Genomic DNA, 21,148 nt, shown 5'->3' on the forward strand with positions numbered 1-21,148 from the left:
TGCTTACTCTACAGATACAAAAACGCCAACCCTAAGGTTGGCGTTTACTTTTATGCTATCAACTCAATTAAGCTTTAAGCGCTTTGAATGCGTTGATTAGACCGTTCGTTGAGCTATCGTGAGATGTCACTTCTGCGTCATCAGCAAGCTCAGGTAGAATTTGGTTCGCCAGTTGCTTACCAAGTTCTACACCCCACTGGTCGAAGCTGAAGATGTTCCAGATAACACCTTGAACGAAGATCTTGTGCTCGTACATCGCGATTAGGTTACCTAGAGAGCGAGGTGTAATTTGCTTAACAAGAATAGAGTTCGTTGGGCGGTTACCTTCAAACACTTTGAAAGGTACTAGTTCAGCTACTTCTTCTGCAGTTTTACCAGCCGCCAGGAATTCTGCTTCCACAGTTTCTTTTGTCTTACCGAATGCTAGTGCTTCAGTTTGAGCAAAGAAGTTAGACATTAGCTTCTGGTGGTGATCAGATGCTGGGTTGTGGCTGATTGCAGGAGCAATAAAGTCTGATGGGATCAGCTTAGTGCCTTGGTGAATCAGTTGGTAGAAAGCGTGCTGGCCGTTTGTACCTGGTTCACCCCAGATGATAGGACCTGTTTGGTACTCTACTGGGTTACCTTCACGATCTACAAACTTACCGTTTGATTCCATGTTGCCTTGCTGGAAGTAAGCAGCAAAACGGTGCATGTACTGGTCGTAAGGTAGAATAGCTTCCGACTCAGCGCCGTGGAAGTTGTTGTACCAAATACCGATTAGCGCAAGGATTACTGGGATGTTGCTTTCAAACTCAGTTGAAGCAAAGTGGTTATCCATCTCGTGAGCACCTTCTAGTAGCTCAACGAAGTTATCGAAGCCAACAGAAAGAGAAATAGAAAGACCGATCGCAGACCATAGTGAGTAACGACCACCAACCCAGTCCCAGAATTCGAACATGTTGTCAGTATCGATACCAAACTCAGCGACTGCAGTTGCGTTCGTCGATAGTGCAGCGAAGTGCTTAGCTACGTGCGCTTCATCACCTGCTTCTGCTAGGAACCAATCACGTGCAGAGTGTGCGTTCGTCATTGTTTCTTGAGTCGTGAATGTTTTTGATGCTACTAGGAATAGCGTTGTTTCTGGGTTCAGAGACTTAAGTGTCTCAACGATGTGCGTACCATCTACATTAGAAACGAAGTGCATGTTTAGGCGAGTTTTGTATGGCGTTAGTGCTTCAGTCACCATGTATGGACCAAGATCCGAACCGCCGATACCAATGTTTACAACATCAGTAATCTCTTTACCTGTGTAACCTTTCCACTCACCAGAAACGATGCGGTGTGTGAACAGTTCCATTTTTGCTAGTACAGCGTTAACTGCTGGCATTACGTCTTTGCCGTCAACCATTACTGGCTTGTCGCTACGGTTACGTAGTGCAGTGTGAAGCACTGAACGGCCTTCAGTCTTGTTGATCGCATCACCGCTAAACATCGCTTCAATTGCAGACTTAACTTCAGTCTCGTTTGCAAGAGCAAATAGGTGCTGCATCGTTTCTGCGTCGATTAGGTTCTTAGAGTAATCGACTAAGATGTCTGAACCGAAACGAGTAGAAAAGCTCTCGAAACGTTTTGCATCTTGAGCAAACAGCTCTTTCATATCCATATCTTGAGCAGACTCAAAATGAGCTGTTAGAGCTTTCCACGCTTGTGTTTGCGTTGGGTTGATATTTTTCAACATGGTATCTATCCCGATGTTACTGTAGGTTTTATTCTAAACGTCACCTAGGTGATGAATAGAACCCCCGATTAGGCGAAAGTTTATATTTTTCTGTGATGACCAAACCGCGTCACCACTGAAAGATTCTTTGTAATTTTTTTTCACGACGTATTATGCCGTATATGAAGAGCTGTACCTTGAGATAAATCAGGATTAGATTTCCTGAGACAGGAATCGGTACAGACTCTGGCTCTAACATAATTAAATGTGAGCGAGACCTGATAAATTCAAGTTCAAAAGATAGCCTCAAACCACTTTTTTTCCAAATACATTATAAAGGATGGCGTATGTGGATTCAGAAGACTATACACCTAAACGCACAAAAGCGTGGATTTCATCTCATTACTGATGAAATTGAACAACAGATACATGAGATTAGCTCCCTATCTGTTGGTTTATTACATCTATTTATTCAGCATACTTCTGCCAGCTTAACGCTCAATGAAAACGCCGATCCGACCGTCCGTAGTGATATGGAGTCACACTTCAACAAGTTTGTGCCCGAACGAGCGCCCTATTACAAGCATACTTATGAAGGTGATGATGATATGCCAGCTCACATTAAAGCATCGACACTTGGCAACAGTGTGACAATCCCTATCACCAATGGTCGTTTAGCTTTAGGAACATGGCAGGGCATTTACTTAGGAGAGCACCGAGACTATGGTGGTAGCCGTACTGTAGTTGCTACGATTCAGGGAGAGTAGACTGCTTAAAAGCAAGATCTTCATAATAAAAACAATGCCTTCTTAATAAAAAAGAGTGGTGTATTTCCACGACCACTCTTATAAATACAGCGCTTGGCCTACTGTGGGCCAAATGCTTTAGAAAGGCTGGTTTATCATAACCCGAAAGGTCCCTTCATCAACGCCTCGCGCTAATTCCGCACGAACCACAATACCTTCCACTTGGAAACGAACCGCGCCGCCTAAGCTCCATTTCATGTCGGTATGCAGTGTTTTGATGTCATACTCATCAGCAACGCGCCCAACTTCAGCAAAGGCCACCCATTGCCACCAAGGCAAATCGTAGTAGTTAATCAGTGGGATATCACCCAGTGGCTGCCAATCTGGAAGTACACGGTATTCTGCAGAGTAATGCACCGCCGAGCGTCCATGATAGCGACCTCCGGTGTAGCCTCGTAAGCGATACAAACCACCCAATCGAGCTTGCTCCGTTTCTGGTGGACGAGCGCAGTCTTGACCTGAGCAGTTATCCCAAGTGGGCGTATCAGCCGTATAGAAATCAAATGCCACGACTTGTTGATCGAATAAGTCCCCTAACGGACCTAAAGCAAAATACTGGCTGTTTTGAAATGTCCACTTCAGCCATAAATCGTCGTTAGACCAACTTTCAGCACCAGTAGTGAACTCAAGGTTAGTATGAGAACCTTTGGTTGGATTACGTGTGCTATCACGATTATCCCAATCAAACGCTAAACTAAAGCCCGTCGCCTCTTCATTATTATTTAAGCCTTCTAACTCTCGAGAAGTATAAAAAGGTGTAAAAATAATCGAGCTGACACCCGACTCAACCGGTGAAGCAAAGCTTACATCTTTGATAGGTTGAAACGCACCCAACAAACCATGTTCAGCAACATTGCCCCACGGCAACAGGTACTTAAACTCAAACTGATAGTTTTCTTCTAAGCCATCAGCAATGGTTTTGTCATCAATCGATGAATCGTTATCGCCTTGAGAGCCAATGTAATACGGGTTTTTGTTAAAACGAGCTTGGTACATCTGAGTGCTGAACAATATGTTCTCAGACAGTGCAAAATTAAAGGCAGATAGGAAACCGACATAGCTGTCTTTATCTGAATACAACGCCATACCAAACAGAGCTGCTTGAGGTTGCCAAACACCCTTTGCGACACCAGCAACCCCAAAGGTATTACCCATGGTTTCAGTGCTGAAGTAGAAAGGGACAAAGGCTGAGTCTTTTTCTTCACTCAGAGCTGAAGAAGAAAAGCTAACACCGAGTAATGCCATTGCTGACATCACTAGGTGTCGAGTGGTTCGCTTGAACATCATTTACTGTACTGAATCCATAGCTACTTCACATATTCCATCGCTACACGCGAGGTAAGCTTAGTAACCAGCTCGTAAGCGATCGTGCCGATATGTTCTGCGACTTCTTCAGAAGGTAACTCTTTCCCCCAAAGTGTCGCTTCATCACCGACTTTATCTTGAGCATCCGGCCCAAGGTCGACCGTTAACATATCCATAGAAACTCGGCCTGCAATAGGCACTTTTCGACCATTTACAAACACAGGTGTACCGTTAGGGGCAGTTCGAGGGTAGCCATCACCGTAACCAATCGCGATAACACCCACTTTAGTGTCACGCTCACTAGTCCAGTTACCACCATAACCCACGCTTTCACCCGCTTTAACATCACGAACGGCAATCAGGTGCGAGGTAAGAGTCATCACAGGCATAAAGCCAAGCTCTTGTGCTGATTTATCAACAAACGGCGATACACCGTAAGAGATAATTCCAGGGCGAACCCAATCAAGGTGGCTATCAGGCCAAGCCAACAAACCAGCAGAAGCGGCCAGTGAGCGTTCCCCTTCACAACCATCAGTAAGAGACAAAAACAGTTCGGTCTGCTCTACCGTAGTGGTTCTATCCAGCTCATCAGCACAACCAAAGTGGCTCATGTAACGAAGAGGCTTAGCCACATTCGCACATTGATGCAGACGCTCAACGAAATCTTGGTATTGCTCTGGTCGAACACCCAAGCGGTGCATGCCACTATCGACTTTTAGCCACACCACAACCGGTGTTTCTAGGTCAGCATTCTCTAGCGCGCTTAATTGCTCTTCGCAATGCACCACCGTTTGAATGTTATTGGTGACAAGGATCGGCAAATCACCCGAAGAATAAAAGCCTTCGAGCAACAAAATAGGTTTAACAATACCACCAGCACGCAGCTGCAGTGCTTCCTCAATACGAGCCACACCGAATGCATCTGAGCTTTTTGAGTGCTTAGCAATGTGCAGTAAGCCGTGACCATAGCCATTGGCTTTGACAACAGACATCACTTTGCACTGCGGGGCTTTCGACTTAATTTGGTTCAGGTTGTGCTCAAGCGCATTTAAATCAATGCTCGCGGTCGCCGCTTTCATATACGTCATTAGCGATTACTCGTCATCAAATGCAGGACCTGCATAGTTATCGAAACGGGAGTGTTGCCCTTGGAATGTCAGACGAACCGAACCGATCGGGCCGTTACGTTGCTTACCGATAATGATTTCAGCGATCCCCTTCAGTGAGCTGTCTGGGTTATACACTTCGTCACGGTAGATGAACATGATTAAGTCGGCATCTTGCTCAATCGAGCCCGATTCACGCAAGTCCGAGTTAACAGGGCGCTTATCGGCACGTTGCTCTAGGGAACGGTTAAGCTGAGAAAGTGCCACAACTGGAACGTTCAACTCTTTTGCTAGCGCTTTAAGGGAACGTGAAATCTCGGCGATCTCAAGGGTACGGTTATCAGACAGTGAAGGTACACGCATCAGTTGAAGGTAGTCGATCATGATCATTGACAGACCGTCATGTTCACGAGCAATACGACGCGCACGAGAACGTACTTCGGTTGGCGTTAGGCCAGAGCTGTCATCAATGTACATGTTCTTTTTGTCCATGAGGATACCCATGGTCGAAGAGATACGAGCCCAGTCTTCGTCATCCAGTTGACCGGTACGAATTTTGGTTTGGTCCACTCGAGACAGGGATGCAAGCATACGCATCATCAGCTGTTCGCCTGGCATCTCTAGAGAGAAGATAAGCACTGGCTTGTCTTGTTTCATCGCCGCATTTTCACACAAGTTCATCGCAAATGTGGTTTTACCCATCGATGGACGTGCCGCCACAATGATTAAATCAGAACCTTGTAGACCAGCAGTTTTCTTGTTGAGGTCATTAAAGCCAGTATCGACACCTGTCACACCATCTTGTGGAGTTTTATACAGGATTTCGATACGCTCTAGCGTCTTCTCAAGAATGCTGTCTACGTTTTGAGGGCCTTCGTTTTCACTTGCACGACCTTCCGCAATCGCGAATACTTTACTTTCAGCAAGGTCGAGCAGGTCTTCTGATGTACGACCTTGTGGATCGTAACCAGAATCAGCGATCTCATTCGCCACACCGATCAGGCTACGAACTAATGCACGCTGAGCTACGATATCCGCATAAGCGTTAATGTTAGCCGCACTTGGCGTGTTCTTAGCTAGGTCAGCAAGGTAGGCAAAGCCACCCACTTCTTCAAGTTGCTCACGCAGCTCTAAGTGTTCAGAGAGTGTAATAAGATCCAGAGGAGAGCTTTCTTCAAGGATATCTTTTACCGCTTCAAAGATCAGACGGTGAGGACGACTATAAAAGTCTTTGGCCACAACCTTTTCAGCAACCGTATCCCAGCGTTCGTTATCTAATAACAAACCGCCAATAACAGATTGCTCAGCTTCTAATGAATGTGGCGGGACCTTGATGGCGTCCACCTGATCTTTGGCTGATTTCTGACTTTTGGTATCCACTATGACTACACTCAATAACTAATAATGATCGTTCATTATACCCAAGAACACTCATTTGTAATCCGATCCTATGAGTTTGTTTTATTCTTCAGGAAGAATTTACTTATTGCTGACGGAATTAACCAAGGGTAGCATTACGATCTCGCCATTCATTCACTGTATAACTGAGGTATGCGTGTCCAAACTATTGGCTCTGAGCACTGGTATTCTATGCACTGGTCTCTTGAGCACTCCGATGGCTTTAGCTGATGATGCTAAAACCGATGTTGATGCAATCCTCGACTCGATAGTAGTACCAAAACCTACTGCTGAGCCGATCGTCGTTGCACCAGCACCAGAAGAAAAAGATATGGATATCGCACCAAGTGATACGAGTGACACTGAACTGCCAAGCCCACTAAAAACTGAAGTCGAATTTGGATACCAGTCGCATACTGGTAATTCTGATTCACGCTCTCTAAACGCACGCCTAAACGGTGAGTACACAGCTGGCCGCCACAGAACCAGTGGCGAATGGAAATACTACAACCTCTATAAAGATGGTGAAGAAGATAAAAGGCAATCGACTTACACGGCTCAGAGTGACTACAAGTTAAGTCCTAAAACCTATCTCTACGGCAGTTTTAAAGGCGTCGATTCACGCTACAGTGCTTACTTTAAGGACTACACCGTTTCGAGTGGTCTGGGTTACCAGTTTTCGAATACCGAAGAGTTTGTATTGGAAGTCGAAGTGGGCCCGGGTTTCCGTTACCAAGAACCAAACCTCGATGAGATCGACGATGATGACATCATATTCCCAGAGATCGTTGAAGAAGCAATTTTCCGTGGCAACGTGAATACGTCTTGGCAGGTGTTGAAGAATTTGCAGCTAAAAGCCGATGTAACATTGGTGTCTGGTCACAGTAACTTGAAGTTCGATACTGAGTTAGAAGCTATCAACGATATTACTGACAATATCGCGCTGAAGATTGCACACTCTCGCCAGTACCACGACAAGGTACCCGAGGGGCTAGATAAAGAAGACTCAGTTCTCTCCATAAACCTGTTGTTCCAATTCTAATTTCCATGGCTGTTTGTTCAGCCCTTAGAGCTTTTGGATCATAGTAGGCTTTTTACCTACTGTAACCCTCCCTTACCCTTTCCTATATTCCAGACATAAAAAAACACCAGCCGAAGCTGGTGTTTAAAACTTTCATAAAGAAAGAATTCGTCTTGGTACTGAAATTACTCAGCTGCAACGATAGCGATTTTCGCAGTAGCAAAAACTTCAGAGTGAAGTTGGATGCTTACTTCGAATTCGCCGATGTTACGTAGAGCGCCTTCAGGTAGGCGTACTTCGCTCTTAGCTACTGCAACACCTGCCGCTGTGATAGCGTCAGCGATGTCACGAGTACCGATAGAACCGAATAGTTTACCTTCGTCACCAGCTTTAGAAGCGATAGAAACGCCTTCTAGAGCGTTAACTTTCTCTGCACGAGCTTCAGCAGCAGCTAGTTGCTCAGCAACTTTAGCTTCTAGTTCAGCACGACGAGTTTCGAACATAGCAACGTTGTCTTTAGTTGCCATAACTGCTTTACCCTGTGGGATAAGGAAGTTACGAGCGTAACCAGATTTAACGTTTACTTGGTCGCCAAGGCCACCTAGGTTACCGATCTTATCAAGTAGAATAACTTGCATTATCTTAGTCCTCTTAAACTATTATTAACTATTACCGATTACTGATGCTTGTCAGTGTACGGTAGTAGAGCTAGGTAACGAGAACGCTTGATAGCGCGAGCTAGTTGACGCTGGTACTTAGCGCTTGTACCAGTGATACGGCTAGGAACGATTTTACCAGCTTCAGTGATGTAGTTTTTAAGAGTTGCTACGTCTTTGTAGTCAATCTCTTGTACGCCTTCTGCAGTGAAACGGCAGAATTTACGACGACGGAAGAAACGAGCCATGGGCTATCTCCTGATCTTAAATTTAATAATGCAGCCTTTCAAAACTTAGGAAGTGGTGAAAGACTTAAAACAAGTTGAGAATTTTTTAAGGCATTAAGCCAAAAAAGAATTACTCAGCAGCTGCTTCTGGTTTAGCTTCTGTACGCTCTTCGCGACGAGGAGCACGCTCTGCACGCTCTTCTTTTTGCTTAAGCATAATAGATTGCTCAGTCACAGCGCCTTTAGTGCGCATGATCATGTTACGTAGAACTGCATCGTTGAAACGGAAAGCAGTTTCTAGCTCGTCAATCACTTCTTGACCAGCTTCAACGTTCATAAGAACGTAGTGAGCTTTGTGAAGCTTGTTGATTGGGTAAGCCATTTGACGACGACCCCAGTCTTCTAGACGGTGGATAGTACCGCCAGCTTCAGTGATAGAACCAGTGTAACGCTCGATCATGCCAGCAACTTGCTCGCTTTGATCAGGGTGAACCATGAATACGATTTCGTAATGACGCATTTGGTTGCTCCTTACGGATTATTAGCTTCCACGAATGGCTCGGTCGTCCAGAGGAAGCAAGGAACTAAAGATAAATGACCGAGTTTTAAGGACGGCAAATATTATAGAAAGAACCCTGTATTGGCAAGTGGTATTTGGCGAATAATGAAACAGTTTTTCTTTCGCCATCTAGCCATCTGACAAACCAACTCGTTCTTTCATAGCAGCCTAAAAACAAACGCTCACCAGCAAGTAGTGAGCGTGAATAAATTCATAGACTTAAGTCGCTTAAGCCGGTATCCCTTTAAAGGTTACTGAGCTAGACGCTGACGTACCGCTTCAAACAGACAAATACCAGAAGCCACAGACACGTTCAGGCTTGATACACTACCTGCCATCGGGATCTTGATTAGGTCATCACAGGTTTCACGCGTTAAACGACGCATACCGTCGCCTTCTGCACCCATTACTACAGCTAGAGGACCGGTTAGCTTCGCTTGGTAGATATCGTGCGTCGCTTCGCCTGCTGTACCGACAAACCATACACCTTGTTCTTGCAGAGCACGCATTGTACGAGCTAGGTTGGTTACACGTACTAGAGGAACCGTTTCAGCAGCACCACATGCTACTTTACTTACCGTTGCCGTTAACGGCGAAGAGCGGTCTTTAGGCACGATAACAGCAGCAACACCAGCTGCATCCGCATTACGCAGACAAGCACCTAGGTTATGAGGGTCTGTTACGCCATCGAGAACCAACAGCAATGGCTGCTCGTGTTGAGCTAGGATGTCGTCTAGGTGAGTTTCGTTAAGCTGCTTAGCAGGCTTCACCTTAGCGATAATGCCTTGGTGGTTTGCACCTTGTGCTTTGTCATCCAGCGGCTTACGGCCCATCTGTTGAATGGATACACCAAACTGTTGTAGCTGATTCAGTAGTGGCAAAAGGCGCTCGTCTTGACGACCTTTCAGCACATACGCTTCAATGAAACGTGCTGGATCTTTTTCTAATACGGCTTTCACCGCGTGAATACCGTAAATAAATTCGTTACTCATTGTCTCAAATTACTCTTATTGCTCAGAGATGAACGGCACTAACTCCAATGCATTCAGCTCTGCGTTGTTTATTTCGAGAGTATGCGTTTCACGCCCGATACTCTCGCATTACATTCGTTGTTAACGCTTGGCAATGTCCTAAGACTTATCCGCCCTTGCCTTGCGAGTTGCTGAGCGCTTTTTCTTCGCTCGAGCTTTTGCTGCACCGGTCTTATTACGCGATTTTTTCTTTTTCTCAGAAGCTTCTGAACTACCGTCAGGTCGCTTAGTTGGCTCAACTAATGGTTTAGCTGCGACACCTGGTTTGTTGCTCTTCACTGCGGCGCGTTTCTTACTTTTCGCCTTTTTCATTGCTTCAGCAGCACGCTTCTTGGCTGTTTTACCTTTGCCACGAGGCTGACGAGCTGTGTCTTCCAAATCAAAATCAATTTGGCGAGTTTCTAGGTTAACCGCAGAAACCTTCACTTTAACCGAGTCACCCAAGCGGTAGATGTTACCAGAGCTTTCACCCACTAGGCGCTGACCAACCGCATCGAATTGGTAGTAATCGTTCGCGAGTGCCGAGATGTGTACCAGACCATCGATGTGCAGTTCCGTTAGACGAACAAAGAAACCAAAGCCGGTAACGTTGGCAATCACACCGTCCATCACTTCACCAACGTGGTCTTGCATGTATTCACATTTCAGCCAATCGTTCACTTCACGAGTTGCGTCATCGGCACGACGCTCAGTCATTGAACACTGCTCGCCGTAGAAGTCCATTTCATCGAAAGTGTAGTGGTAACCGCCGGTTGGTGTCCAACGTTCGCTGTTACGCCCCTCTTCTTTCGCAATAAGGTACTTAATTGCACGGTGCAGTAGCAAGTCAGGGTAACGACGGATCGGCGAAGTAAAGTGAGCGTAGCGTTTTAGCGCCAGACCAAAGTGACCTACGTTATCAGCGTTGTATACCGCTTGCTTCATCGAGCGTAGCAGCATGGTTTGAATTAACTCGCGATCTTCACGCTCGTTAATTTGCTGCATTAGCTTTGCGTAATCCGTTGGTGACGGAGACAAACCGCCGTCTAGCGATAAACCAAGCTCACTTAGGAAGTCTTTAAAACCTGCTAAGCGCTCTTCTCCTGGAGTTTCGTGAATACGGTACAGCGATGGCTCTTTCGCTTTCTCCACCAAAGATGCAGACGCGATGTTCGCTAGAATCATACACTCTTCGATGATTTTGTGTGCATCGTTGCGAACAACGGGTTCAATACGGTCAATCTTACGATCCGCATTGAAGATGAACTTAGTCTCTACCGTTTCAAACTCAATTGCGCCACGCTCGTCACGAGTCTGCTTCAGTACTTTGTACATTCTGTGCAGCTCTTCGAGATGCGGCACTTCTTGTACGTAACGCTCACGAAGCTCTTCGTTGCCATCTAGGATTGCGCCTACTTTATTGTAAGTAAGACGAGCATGAGAGTTCATCACTGCTTCGTAGTGCTTGTAGCCCGACAGTTTGCCTTTGTCTGAGATAGTCATCTCACACACCATACATAAACGGTCTACTTGTGGGTTCAACGAACATAGGCCGTTAGAAAGTACTTCTGGCAGCATTGGGACTACTTGTGACGGGAAGTATACCGAGTTACCACGGTTGATCGCTTCTTTGTCTAGCGCAGTATCAGGGCGAACATAGTAGCTTACATCAGCAATCGCTACCCATAGGCGCCAACCTCCACCTTTCTTCGCTTCACAATAAACCGCATCATCGAAGTCACGTGCATCTTCACCATCGATAGTTACCAATGGCAATTTACGCAGGTCAACACGCCCTTCTTTCGCTTCTTCAGGGACATGCTCACCCAAGTTAGCAATTTGCTTATCGACAGCTTCAGGCCACTCATTTGGGATCTGGTGGGTATGAATAGCAATCTTGGTTTCCATGCCCGGAGCCATGTTCTCACCAAGCACTTCAGTTACCTTACCCATCATGTTACGAGAGCGACCGCCACGGTCAGTAATTTCAATCACAACCACATTACCCATTCGAGCTCCGCCTTTATGCTCGGTTGGGATAAGGATGTCATGACTGATACGTGAGTCATCAGCAACCACATAAGAGTGGCCATACTCTAAGAAGAAACGGCCAACAATTGGCGTGGTACGTTCTTCAAGTACGCGAACTAAACGACCTTCACGACGGCCACGCTTGCTGTTGTCCGTTGGCTGAGCCAATACGTAGTCACCGTGCATGATGGTTTTCATCTGATGGTGTGGCAGTAGAATATCGTCATCCTTGCCTTTGCTACCATCAGGGCGAACCCAACCATGACCGTCTTTGTGACCTATCACGTAACCTTTCACTAGCTCTAACTTTTCAGGTAGCGCGTAGCATTGGCGACGAGTGAAGACCAGTTGTCCATCACGCTCCATAGCACGTAAACGACGACGTAGCCCTTCATATTGCTCCTCTCCAGCAAGGCCAAGCGCTTCGAATAGATCATTGCGGTTCATTGGGATATTCGCTTCCGTTAGAAACGATAAAATGAACTCTCGGCTTGGTACTGGATTGTCGTAATTTTTCGACTCTCGATCGGCAAAAGGGTCAACATTAGTGGTAGCTGTCGTGTTTTCTGACATCGGTGTGTTTTTTGACATAGGCGGGCCTGCTTAAGCAAGGAAGGTATATACCCCTAGTATATCCGATGCTAGAGGTAAGCTACAGATATGCTTTAGAAAACCCGAAAATAACCTCAGATTGATACATATCTTCATTTTGTGAAACATCACATCATCATCACAAACGACCATAAGAATTTCGCGCAAACGATAAAACAAACGTTTGCCTCATGAATGAAATGCACTATTATCCAGACACTTTTACCAACTCCTGTTCTGAGTATTGATATGAAATTAAAACGCACCTTATTGGCTTCAGCAATGGCGAGCCTTGCGCTATTCCCATTCGCAAGTTCTGCGATGGAAAAAGCTGACCTAATGATTACCGATGCGATGGTTCTAACCATGAACCAAGACAAAACGGTTTATGAGAGCGGAACGGTTGTCGTCAAAGACAACAAAATCATTGCGGTTGGCGATGCTTCACTAGAGAAGCAATACAAAGCTGAGCAAGTGCTAGATGTCGATGGCGACATCGTAATGCCAGGTCTAATCAATACTCACACCCACGTATCAATGACGGTTTTCCGTTCACTGGCTGATGATGTGCCAGATCGACTACACCGCTACATCTTCCCACTTGAGAAGAAGTTAGTATCACGCGATATGGTGCGCATTGGTGCTAACCTAGGTAACGTTGAAATGGTCAAAGGCGGTGTGACAACTTACGCCGACATGTACTACTTCGAGGATGAAGTTGCAAAAACCGTCGATAAGATTGGTATGCGTGCCATCCTTGGTGAAACCGTTATTAAGTTCCCGGTTGCCGATGCTGCTAACGCCGAAGAAGGTATCAAGTACGCGCTGAACTTCATTGAAGAATACAAAGATCACCCACGTATCACTCCGGCATTTGCACCACATGCGCCTTACACCAACACCACTGAGATCCTGCAGAAGATTTCTAAGTTATCACTAGAGCTCGATGTTCCAGTGATGATCCACCTTGCAGAATCGCACCGTGAAGTAGAGAAGATCGCAGAGCGTTCAGAAGGCTTATCGCCGGTTCAATACATGGATAGCATTGGAGCACTCAACAAAAACCTAGTTGGCGCACACATGATCCTAGTTGATGACCATGACATTGAGCTTGTTAAAAAGTCGGATATGGGTGTCGCTCATAACATGAGTGCAAACATCAAGTCGGCGAAAGGCGTATCACCGGCACTACAGATGTATGACGAGAATGTACGTATTGGTTTAGGTACTGATGGCCCAATGTCTGGCAACACTCTGAGCACCATTGATGAATTCAACCAAGTTGCAAAAGTTCATAAGCTAGTCAATAAAGATCGTGCAGCAATGCCGCCGATCAAAGTGATCGACATGGCAACAATGGGCGCAGCAAAAGCACTACACATGGAAGATAAGATCGGCTCCCTTGAAGAAGGTAAGCTCGCAGACATCATAGTGATCGACACTAAAGCTCCAAATATGGTTCCTGTTTACAACCCGTATTCAGCACTGGTGTATTCAGCTAACTCTAGCAATGTTCGTCACACGATAGTCGATGGCAAGATCATAATGCAAGATCGCGACATGCTAACGGTAGATGAAGATAAGATTCGTCAGGAAGCGCTCGACTTTACCAAGGTAGTTCGTGAAACCGTTATCGAATCTGGTGAAGTCGTTCAATAAGTTCGCTATCGAATAACATGACTATCTAAACGTAAAAAGCCCCGCACTAATTTGATTAGGCGGGGCTTTTTATATCTTGTAACCTGTAACAATGAGTGCAGGAATCATTACAGGTTTCTAGCTCGGTATTACCAGAATACGTCGCGTCGTTTTGCTCGCGCGATAATATTGTCTGGCATTCTCTTTTCCAGACCACTTCGCAATACAGTAATGCGCTTGTGTTGTCTTTGGTCTGCAGTGACTGAGTTGTATAACCAGCGGTAAGCATCTTCGTAATCTAATGGGCTGCCATAGTCACGTAACAACAGCTCTGCGAGATGAATACTGGCACTCAGGTTCCCCAGAGAGGCCGCTTCACGCAGGTATGGGATCGCTCGCTCTTGGTCTTGTTGAACCAAAGTTCCACGGGAATAATAACGACCCAATTGCTCTAGTGCTGCAGGTAAACCTTGGTGTGCCGCGTTTTCCATGTAGTAAAGGCCAAGCTCTACATCTTGAGGAACGCATACACCCCACGCTAGCATATCGCCGTATAAAAACTCATAAGAAGGCAAGCTAATACGCGTTGCACGAGCAACGATATCTTCAACTAACTGGCACTTATCAGCTTTCACTCGCTCTAGGTGTTGATTATTCTCGATTAAATTAATCAGTTCAGCTTCTGTATATATTGGAACAGGCTCCCCGACATCAGCCAAATTTGCATGACTCAAGGGTGAGCTCAGCGCCATTATCAATGAAGCTGCCACAATTCGTAGCTTCATACCTGCACTCTATTATTGGTTTTAAAAACGCATCAAGCCTTTGGGCAACCCAAACTCAATTACATTTCACTCACTATGATATCTGTATCGGCAACTCAGCGTATCGCTTTAGACAAAACTTGCCGCTGATGGGCAATATTTTGCCAGATGGCGTTCAAAAAATCATCACAGAAAGCTATATACCAATCGTAGTAAATAACTGCTCACTCTAGCTTGTTAAAATACTCGATAACTTCGTTAGAATTTTTGATTGTAGAATAACTACTTATCGAAAAATTCTGCCTTGTTCTCAAGCATTTTTCCGGCGCTATTTTTGATCACTTACTTACTGTGATTGGTATCGTCCCTCAAATTACAAGTATAAAAAAGCCGACTTAAGGAAGTCGGCTTTTAGAAAACGATTTAATTATCAAAGCACTAAAGGTGCAGTGGTAATCACTCAATCAGGCATTATGCGCTGTATGGGTGAACCTTGATGATAGTTTCGTTACGGTCTGGACCAGTTGATACGATATCAATTGGCACACCTGTTAGGTCTTCGATACGTTTGATGTAATCAAGAGCAGCTTGTGGAAGCGCATCGATTGACTTAGCACCAAATGTTGTTTCAGACCAACCTGGCATTGTTTCGTAGATTGGCGTTGCTTCTTCGAAAGATTCAGCAGCCATTGGAGAAACTTCTAGGATAGAACCGTCAGCCATCTTGTAGCCAGTACAGATCTTGATTTCTTCTAGGCCGTCTAGAACGTCTAGTTTAGTCAGACACATACCAGTTAGAGAGTTGATTTGGATTGCACGACGCATAGCAACAGCATCGAACCAACCAGTACGGCGTAGACGACCAGTCGTTGCGCCAAACTCATGGCCAACATCACCTAGGTGCTTACCAACTGGGTCTTGCTTGTCTAGACCATCGTATAGCTCAGTTGGGAATGGACCTGAACCTACACGAGTACAGTAAGCTTTAGTAATACCAAGGATGTAACCGATGTGACGAGGACCAAAACCAGAACCTGCAGCAACACCACCAGCAGTCGTGTTAGAAGACGTTACGTATGGGTAAGTACCGTGGTCGATATCTAGTAGAGTACCTTGAGCACCTTCGAACATGATCTTGTCGCCGCGCTTACGTGCTGCGTCTAGTTCGTCAGTTACGTCCATAACCATTGAAGTTAGTAGATCTGCGTAACCCATGCACTGCTCAAGTACATCTTCGTAGCTTACTGTTTCAGCTTTGTAGAAGTGCTCTAGTTGGAAGTTATGGAATTCCATTACTTCTTTAAGTTTTTCAGCGAACATTTCTTTATCGAAAAGGTCACCAACGCGTAGACCGCGACGAGCAACTTTATCTTCGTAAGCTGGACCGATACCACGACCAGTTGTACCAATAGCTTTCGCACCACGAGCGATTTCACGCGCGTTGTCGATAGCAATGTGGTAAGGAAGAATTAGAGGACAAGCTTCAGAAACGAAAAGACGCTCGCGAACTGGGATACCGCGCTCTTCAAGAGGCTTCATTTCTTTAAGAAGTGCTTCAGGCGAAAGTACAACACCGTTACCGATAACACATTTAACGTTATCGCGCAGGATGCCTGATGGAATTAAGTGAAGAACGGTTTTTTCACCGTCAATTACAAGTGTGTGACCTGCATTGTGACCGCCTTGGTAGCGAACCACGTATTTTGCATCTTCAGTTAAAAGGTCAACGATTTTACCTTTACCTTCATCACCCCATTGGGTGCCTAGAACGACTACGTTATTTCCCATCTTTCCAATTTCTGTTGCTAATTAAAAATGGATTCTAGCACTGAATCACACTTCTTGCAGTCACTTTTTGTTCATAAACGTTAACGCTGTACAAAAATAAAACAGCGATTACGAAGGGCAGATCGCTAAAGATGCTGATATCATTATATTTTTATAGATATAAGGCTGCATCATGTCTGATTCAATTTGGCTCGCAATTGGGCTTGTTCTCATCGTTGAAGGGCTTGGCCCATTAATCGCACCAAATGGCTGGAGAAATATGGTCGCTCAGCTAAGCGAGCAGCCCGATACTCAATTGCGCCGCATTGGTGGCTGCCTTGTTGTCGCTGGCGCCGTGATCGCCTTTATGACACACCACTAATTCACGTCATCACATCTCAGAATAACTTCTCTGTATAATTCCTTAGTATTGCTAGCTGAAAGATAGTTCGAGCAACCACTCTCTCATAACATCTCAAGACAAGATGAAATGCAGAATCCCAAAAAGCAAAAAGGCTCCCACAATGGGAGCCTTTTAAGTATTAGCGTGTCTTGTTATTGAAGGTCAGCATTTGCTGCTTCGATAACTGCTCAGCTTATTTCACTGGAGCGCCGCTTGCTTGATTCATGTACTGGAAGAATTCACTCTTTGGATCCAATACTAGAATATCACTCTTAGAGCTGAACGATTTCTTGTAGGCTTTGAGAGAGCGTAGCAAACTGAAAAACTCAGGGTCTTGATTGTACGCATCCGCATATATCTTAGCTGCCGTTGCGTCCGCCTCACCACGAGTCACACGAGCCGTTTTATCTGCCTCAGCAAGAATGGTTGCCACCTCAAGCTCAGCTTGAGCTCGGATAACTTCTGCTTTCTCACGACCTTGAGAGCGGAATTTACGAGCTACGGACTCACGCTCTGCACGCATACGACGGTAAATAGACTCACTAATTTCATCAGGTAAGTTGATCTTCTTAATACGGAAGTCAACAACTCTTACACCCAAATCTTTTAGTGCGCTCTTGCGAGTATCATCCAAAACCTCTTGCATGATTTGATCACGTTCGCCATCAATCTCTAACGCTTTCAATGCAGCTTCATTCGCTAATTCATCTTCAACGCCGTCTGCAAGCTCTTTACTCTTGTCGCTAGGACCAGAAATGATTTGCTTGATTTCACGAGAACCGATTTCAGAACGTAAAACATCAGTTACCTTGCGCTCTAGTAGTGCCTCTGCTTGCATTGCATTACCACCACCTGTCGCCAGGTAGTAACGACCAAAGTCTTCAATACGCCATTTTACGTATGAATCAATGATTACGTCTTTTTTCTCAGAGGTTACGAAACGATCAGAGCGGCCATCCATGGTTTGAATTAGCGCGTCTAGTCGCTGCACGCGATCGAACATCGGCATTTTGAAATGCAAACCCGGCTCATAGATGCGAGTGATTTCGTTATTGTCTTTCAGAACACGACCAAAACGAACAACAATGCCACGCTCACCTTCTGGAATCACAAACAGTGACATCAACATAAGAGCCAATGCAATCACTAATACAGGGATCATTAACTTACGCATTCTTAGTATCTCCCTTGACGTGATGTTGAACGAGTTTCAGAGTTAGATTTTGGTGCAACGTCTTTACGGTCAGACTCTAGTTGAATCTCATCATAAGCAGAACCTGTTCTCGATTTACGAGCTTTAGAACTGTCGCTATCTTGACCGGCTAACTTGTCAATCGGAAGGTACAGCAAGTTGCCGCTTGATTCTGAATCAATAAGAACCTTAGACGTATTGCTATATACTTCTTCCATTGTATCTAGATACAGACGATTACGTGTCACTTCAGGAGCTGCAGCGTATTCAGGAAGTAGTTTTTCAAACTGAGCTACCTGACCCTCTGCTTCATTAGTAATACGCTCTCTGTAACCTTGCGCTTCTTTCTTCAAACGCTCAGCACGACCTGTCGCTTTTGGTAAGATTTCGTTTTTGTAAGCCTCAGCTTCACGAATAAAACGCTCTTCATCCTCACGGGCAGCAATGGCATCGTCAAACGCATCTTTAACTTGCTCAGGCGGACGTGCAGACTGGAAGTTAACGTCAACCAACGTGATACCCATATCATAGCTATCAATAATTTGGTTCAACGTTTCTTGCGTGCTTTGGCGAATCTGCTGACGACCGCTGGTTAGAATCGCATCCATCAGAGAATCACCAATTACTGCTCTCAAAGCAGAGTCTGTCGCTTGGTGTAAGCTATCGTCCGCATCCGTCACTCGGTACAGATACTTGTATGGATCAGTTACGCGATACTGAACATCCATTGATACATTCACTACATTTTCATCTTTGGTTAGCATTGTGCCTGATGCACGCAGTGAGCGAATCGCTTGAACATTGACTAGCTGTCTATCGCTGATTTGATCGATGAAACGTGGATGCCAGTTAAGACCAGGTTCTTCAATACGATCAAACTGACCTAATCGAAGTACAACTGCTCTCTCTGCTTCGCCAACGGTGTAGAAACCTGCGAAGAACCAGATAGCAATAGCAATAACGGCAATAACACCAAAGCCAATTGCACCGCCACCACCAATAGATGGTCCGTTTCCGTTCCCACCTTTTTTACCAAACTTGCCACCCAACTTTTGACTCAGCTTGTTAAACACTTCGTCTAGGTCTGGCGGTCCTTGATCTCGGCCACCGCGATTATTTTTATTACCCCAAGGGTCATTATCGCGGCCGTTATCGCCGTTGTTATTTCCAGGCTCATTCCACGCCATTAGAAAGCTCCATCATTTGATATGACGTTATACTGTAGCAGTCTCTGAGGTAACGATAAAGTCACCCAAGAGCGCCCCTTCTCTTTTTTCAAGTTTAGACCAATCTATCTGTTGCATTCGGATATCTATCAACAAGTTACCATTTTCATCATACTCTTCCTGTTGAATACATTTCAGCTGGAAAAATAAACTACGAATTCGGCCTTGATGTTGATGCGGAATACACAGTCGGTATTGAACCATTTGACTCGCTAAACGCTCAGTTAAAGCTTCAAACAGCAGTTCGATACCTTCGCCTTCCATTGCAGAAACCCAAACAGCGCGTGGCGCGCCCTCTTCGTCTCTATCAATGCGAGGTTTTTGGTCTTCCATGCAGTCAATCTTGTTCATGACTACAAGGGTTGGCACTTCATGAGCATCGATTTCTTCTAATACATCATGAACAGCCTGAATGTTCTCACGAAAGCGGTCATCACTGGCATCAACAACATGTAACAAAATGTCAGCTTCCTGCGTCTCTTGTAACGTAGCCTTGAACGCAGCGACCAAGTCGTGTGGTAGATGACGGATAAAACCTACGGTATCTGCGAGAATCGCAGGCCCGACATCTGGCAAATCAATCTTACGTAGTGTTGGGTCTAGTGTTGCAAACAGTTGGTCTGCCGCATAAACACCGGCACTAGTGATTCGATTGAAAAGCGTTGATTTCCCCGCGTTGGTATAACCAACTAAAGAAACGGTTGGGATCTCAGCTCGATTACGAGCGCGTCGCCCTTGTTCACGTTGCTTAGCTACCTTAGCTAAACGACGTAATATTGCCTTTATACGGTCACGCAACAAACGTCGATCGGTTTCCAGTTGAGTTTCACCTGGACCACGAAGACCAATACCACCTTTCTGCCTTTCAAGGTGAGTCCAACCACGAATCAATCGGGTAGAGATATGACGAAGCTGAGCGAGCTCAACTTGTAGCTTACCTTCATGAGTTCGCGCACGTTGTGCAAAGATATCTAAGATCAAACCCGTGCGATCAATCACACGACATTTACACAATTGCTCGAGGTTTCGCTCTTGGGCAGGAGAGAGGGAGTGGTTAAAAATCACAATTTCAGCACCGGTCAGCTGAACAGCTTGTGCGATTTCTAGGGCTTTACCTTCTCCGACATAGTATTTAGGGAGTGGGGATTGGCGGCTACCAGTAATCACTTGTAGCGTTTCTACCCCCGCAGAAGAGACCAGCATTTCGCATTCGCTTAGGTCTTCCCATTCTCCCTCATGCGTGAAGTTGATATGAACAAGTACGGCTCGCTCACCGGATTCATAACGGTCAAACAAGCAACCAACTCCTTATCACAGCATTTGCTGTGTTAATTGAACGATTAATCTTCTGTCTTCTCAGCACGATCAGATGGAGCACGTTGCTCGCCGCTGTGGTGACTTACTGCACGAGCAGGAACCACAGTAGAAATCGCATGCTTATAAACCATTTGGTTTACAGTGTTCTTCAGCAAGATCACGAATTGATCGAAAGACTCGATCTGGCCTTGCAGCTTAATGCCGTTTACAAGGTAGATTGAGACTGGAATGCGCTCACGGCGGAGTGCATTTAGGAATGGGTCTTGTAGCGATTGCCCCTTAGCCATTTTATTTTCCTTATTTTGTATTTTGTTGTAATTATTTAGCTAGTGGTGCACAAAAAGGTGCGGCCTTTGCATCTGAGCTAAATGAATAAAAAAACTCCGTTGTTATTGAAAGGCTGTGATTTTAAAAAGCCTCAATAACGGATCC

At 45.3% G+C, this 21,148-nt stretch carries 19 protein-coding genes; 4 read left to right on the forward strand and 15 right to left on the reverse strand.

The annotated features are described in order from the left end of the window. Positions 1–67 precede the first annotated feature (67 nt). Positions 68–1,720 carry a glucose-6-phosphate isomerase gene (gene pgi, locus BCT81_RS00780; protein ID WP_102422989.1) on the reverse strand — a complete coding sequence of 551 codons (1,653 nt, stop codon included), beginning with the start codon at positions 1,718–1,720 and terminating at the stop codon, positions 68–70. 326 nt (positions 1,721–2,046) lie between these two features. On the opposite strand from pgi, the gene BCT81_RS00785 reads away from it, so the two are divergent. Further along, positions 2,047–2,466 (forward strand): secondary thiamine-phosphate synthase enzyme YjbQ, encoded by a 420-nt coding sequence (locus tag BCT81_RS00785; protein ID WP_102422990.1) that lies wholly within the window; start codon positions 2,047–2,049, stop codon positions 2,464–2,466. A gap of 117 nt (positions 2,467–2,583) precedes the next feature. Here the strand turns inward: BCT81_RS00785 and BCT81_RS00790 are convergent, their stop codons facing one another. From BCT81_RS00790 to BCT81_RS00800, 3 genes are read right to left on the reverse strand one after another with little or no spacing between them, the layout of a single operon-like run. Then, positions 2,584–3,789 carry a BamA/TamA family outer membrane protein gene (locus tag BCT81_RS00790; protein WP_102422998.1) on the reverse strand — a complete coding sequence of 402 codons (1,206 nt, stop codon included), beginning with the start codon at positions 3,787–3,789 and terminating at the stop codon, positions 2,584–2,586. A 23-nt stretch (positions 3,790–3,812) separates the two neighbouring features. Then, entirely contained in the window at positions 3,813–4,898 is a 1,086-nt protein-coding gene (gene alr / locus BCT81_RS00795; protein ID WP_081090387.1) for an alanine racemase, read from the reverse strand. 6 nt (positions 4,899–4,904) lie between these two features. After that, positions 4,905–6,296, reverse strand: a complete 1,392-nt coding sequence (locus BCT81_RS00800) for a replicative DNA helicase (RefSeq protein ID WP_004741275.1) — start codon at positions 6,294–6,296, stop codon at positions 4,905–4,907. A 175-nt stretch (positions 6,297–6,471) separates the two neighbouring features. Between BCT81_RS00800 and BCT81_RS00805 the strand changes: the two genes are divergently transcribed. Beyond that, a complete protein-coding gene (locus tag BCT81_RS00805) occupies positions 6,472–7,356 on the forward strand; it encodes a DUF481 domain-containing protein (protein ID WP_102422991.1) in 885 nt (294 codons plus the stop codon). Positions 7,357–7,520: 164 nt separating this feature from the next. Here the strand turns inward: BCT81_RS00805 and rplI are convergent, their stop codons facing one another. The 5 genes from rplI to rnr all read right to left on the reverse strand — a co-directional run bounded on the left by rplI (position 7,521) and on the right by rnr (position 12,409). After that, a complete protein-coding gene (rplI, locus tag BCT81_RS00810; protein WP_102422992.1) occupies positions 7,521–7,973 on the reverse strand; it encodes a 50S ribosomal protein L9 in 453 nt (150 codons plus the stop codon). Between the two features lie 38 nt (positions 7,974–8,011). Beyond that, on the reverse strand, positions 8,012–8,239 hold the full coding sequence (gene rpsR, locus BCT81_RS00815) for a 30S ribosomal protein S18 (RefSeq protein ID WP_000090472.1): 228 nt from the start codon (positions 8,237–8,239) through the stop codon (positions 8,012–8,014). 109 nt (positions 8,240–8,348) lie between these two features. Next, positions 8,349–8,738, reverse strand: a complete 390-nt coding sequence (gene rpsF, locus BCT81_RS00820) for a 30S ribosomal protein S6 (RefSeq protein WP_004741278.1) — start codon at positions 8,736–8,738, stop codon at positions 8,349–8,351. A gap of 290 nt (positions 8,739–9,028) precedes the next feature. After that, positions 9,029–9,769 (reverse strand): 23S rRNA (guanosine(2251)-2'-O)-methyltransferase RlmB, encoded by a 741-nt coding sequence (gene rlmB, locus BCT81_RS00825; RefSeq protein WP_004741280.1) that lies wholly within the window; start codon positions 9,767–9,769, stop codon positions 9,029–9,031. 138 nt (positions 9,770–9,907) lie between these two features. Continuing rightward, complete coding sequence (rnr, locus tag BCT81_RS00830) at positions 9,908–12,409, reverse strand: ribonuclease R (protein WP_102422993.1); 2,502 nt, start codon at positions 12,407–12,409, stop codon at positions 9,908–9,910. A 249-nt stretch (positions 12,410–12,658) separates the two neighbouring features. On the opposite strand from rnr, the gene BCT81_RS00835 reads away from it, so the two are divergent. After that, complete coding sequence (locus BCT81_RS00835; RefSeq protein ID WP_102422994.1) at positions 12,659–14,068, forward strand: amidohydrolase; 1,410 nt, start codon at positions 12,659–12,661, stop codon at positions 14,066–14,068. Between the two features lie 128 nt (positions 14,069–14,196). Here BCT81_RS00835 and BCT81_RS00840 read toward each other — a convergent pair whose 3' ends face one another. Together BCT81_RS00840 and BCT81_RS00850 are read right to left on the reverse strand one after the other, a co-directional pair. Continuing rightward, positions 14,197–14,832, reverse strand: coding sequence for a tetratricopeptide repeat protein (locus BCT81_RS00840; RefSeq protein ID WP_004741283.1), 636 nt, complete (start codon positions 14,830–14,832; stop codon positions 14,197–14,199). Between the two features lie 450 nt (positions 14,833–15,282). Continuing rightward, positions 15,283–16,599 (reverse strand): adenylosuccinate synthase, encoded by a 1,317-nt coding sequence (locus BCT81_RS00850; protein ID WP_004741285.1) that lies wholly within the window; start codon positions 16,597–16,599, stop codon positions 15,283–15,285. Between the two features lie 172 nt (positions 16,600–16,771). Here BCT81_RS00850 and BCT81_RS00855 point away from each other — a divergent pair, with 172 nt between their 5' ends. Beyond that, positions 16,772–16,960, forward strand: a complete 189-nt coding sequence (locus BCT81_RS00855) for a DUF2065 domain-containing protein (protein ID WP_004741286.1) — start codon at positions 16,772–16,774, stop codon at positions 16,958–16,960. 214 nt (positions 16,961–17,174) lie between these two features. Here BCT81_RS00855 and hflC read toward each other — a convergent pair whose 3' ends face one another. From hflC to hfq, 4 genes are read right to left on the reverse strand one after another with little or no spacing between them, the layout of a single operon-like run. Beyond that, positions 17,175–18,155 carry a protease modulator HflC gene (hflC, locus tag BCT81_RS00860; protein ID WP_004741287.1) on the reverse strand — a complete coding sequence of 327 codons (981 nt, stop codon included), beginning with the start codon at positions 18,153–18,155 and terminating at the stop codon, positions 17,175–17,177. A 2-nt stretch (positions 18,156–18,157) separates the two neighbouring features. Continuing rightward, entirely contained in the window at positions 18,158–19,360 is a 1,203-nt protein-coding gene (hflK, locus tag BCT81_RS00865; protein ID WP_063524677.1) for an FtsH protease activity modulator HflK, read from the reverse strand. Positions 19,361–19,387: 27 nt separating this feature from the next. Continuing rightward, on the reverse strand, positions 19,388–20,695 hold the full coding sequence (gene hflX / locus BCT81_RS00870; RefSeq protein WP_102422995.1) for a ribosome rescue GTPase HflX: 1,308 nt from the start codon (positions 20,693–20,695) through the stop codon (positions 19,388–19,390). Positions 20,696–20,739: 44 nt separating this feature from the next. Further along, the gene (gene hfq / locus BCT81_RS00875) at positions 20,740–21,003 is read right to left on the reverse strand and encodes an RNA chaperone Hfq (protein ID WP_004741290.1); all 264 of its coding nucleotides are present in this window, start codon (positions 21,001–21,003) and stop codon (positions 20,740–20,742) included. Between the last annotated feature and the right edge of the window lie 145 nt (positions 21,004–21,148).

Source organism: Vibrio sp. 10N.261.52.A1 (assembly GCF_002876325.1).
Classification (GTDB): domain Bacteria; phylum Pseudomonadota; class Gammaproteobacteria; order Enterobacterales; family Vibrionaceae; genus Vibrio; species Vibrio chagasii.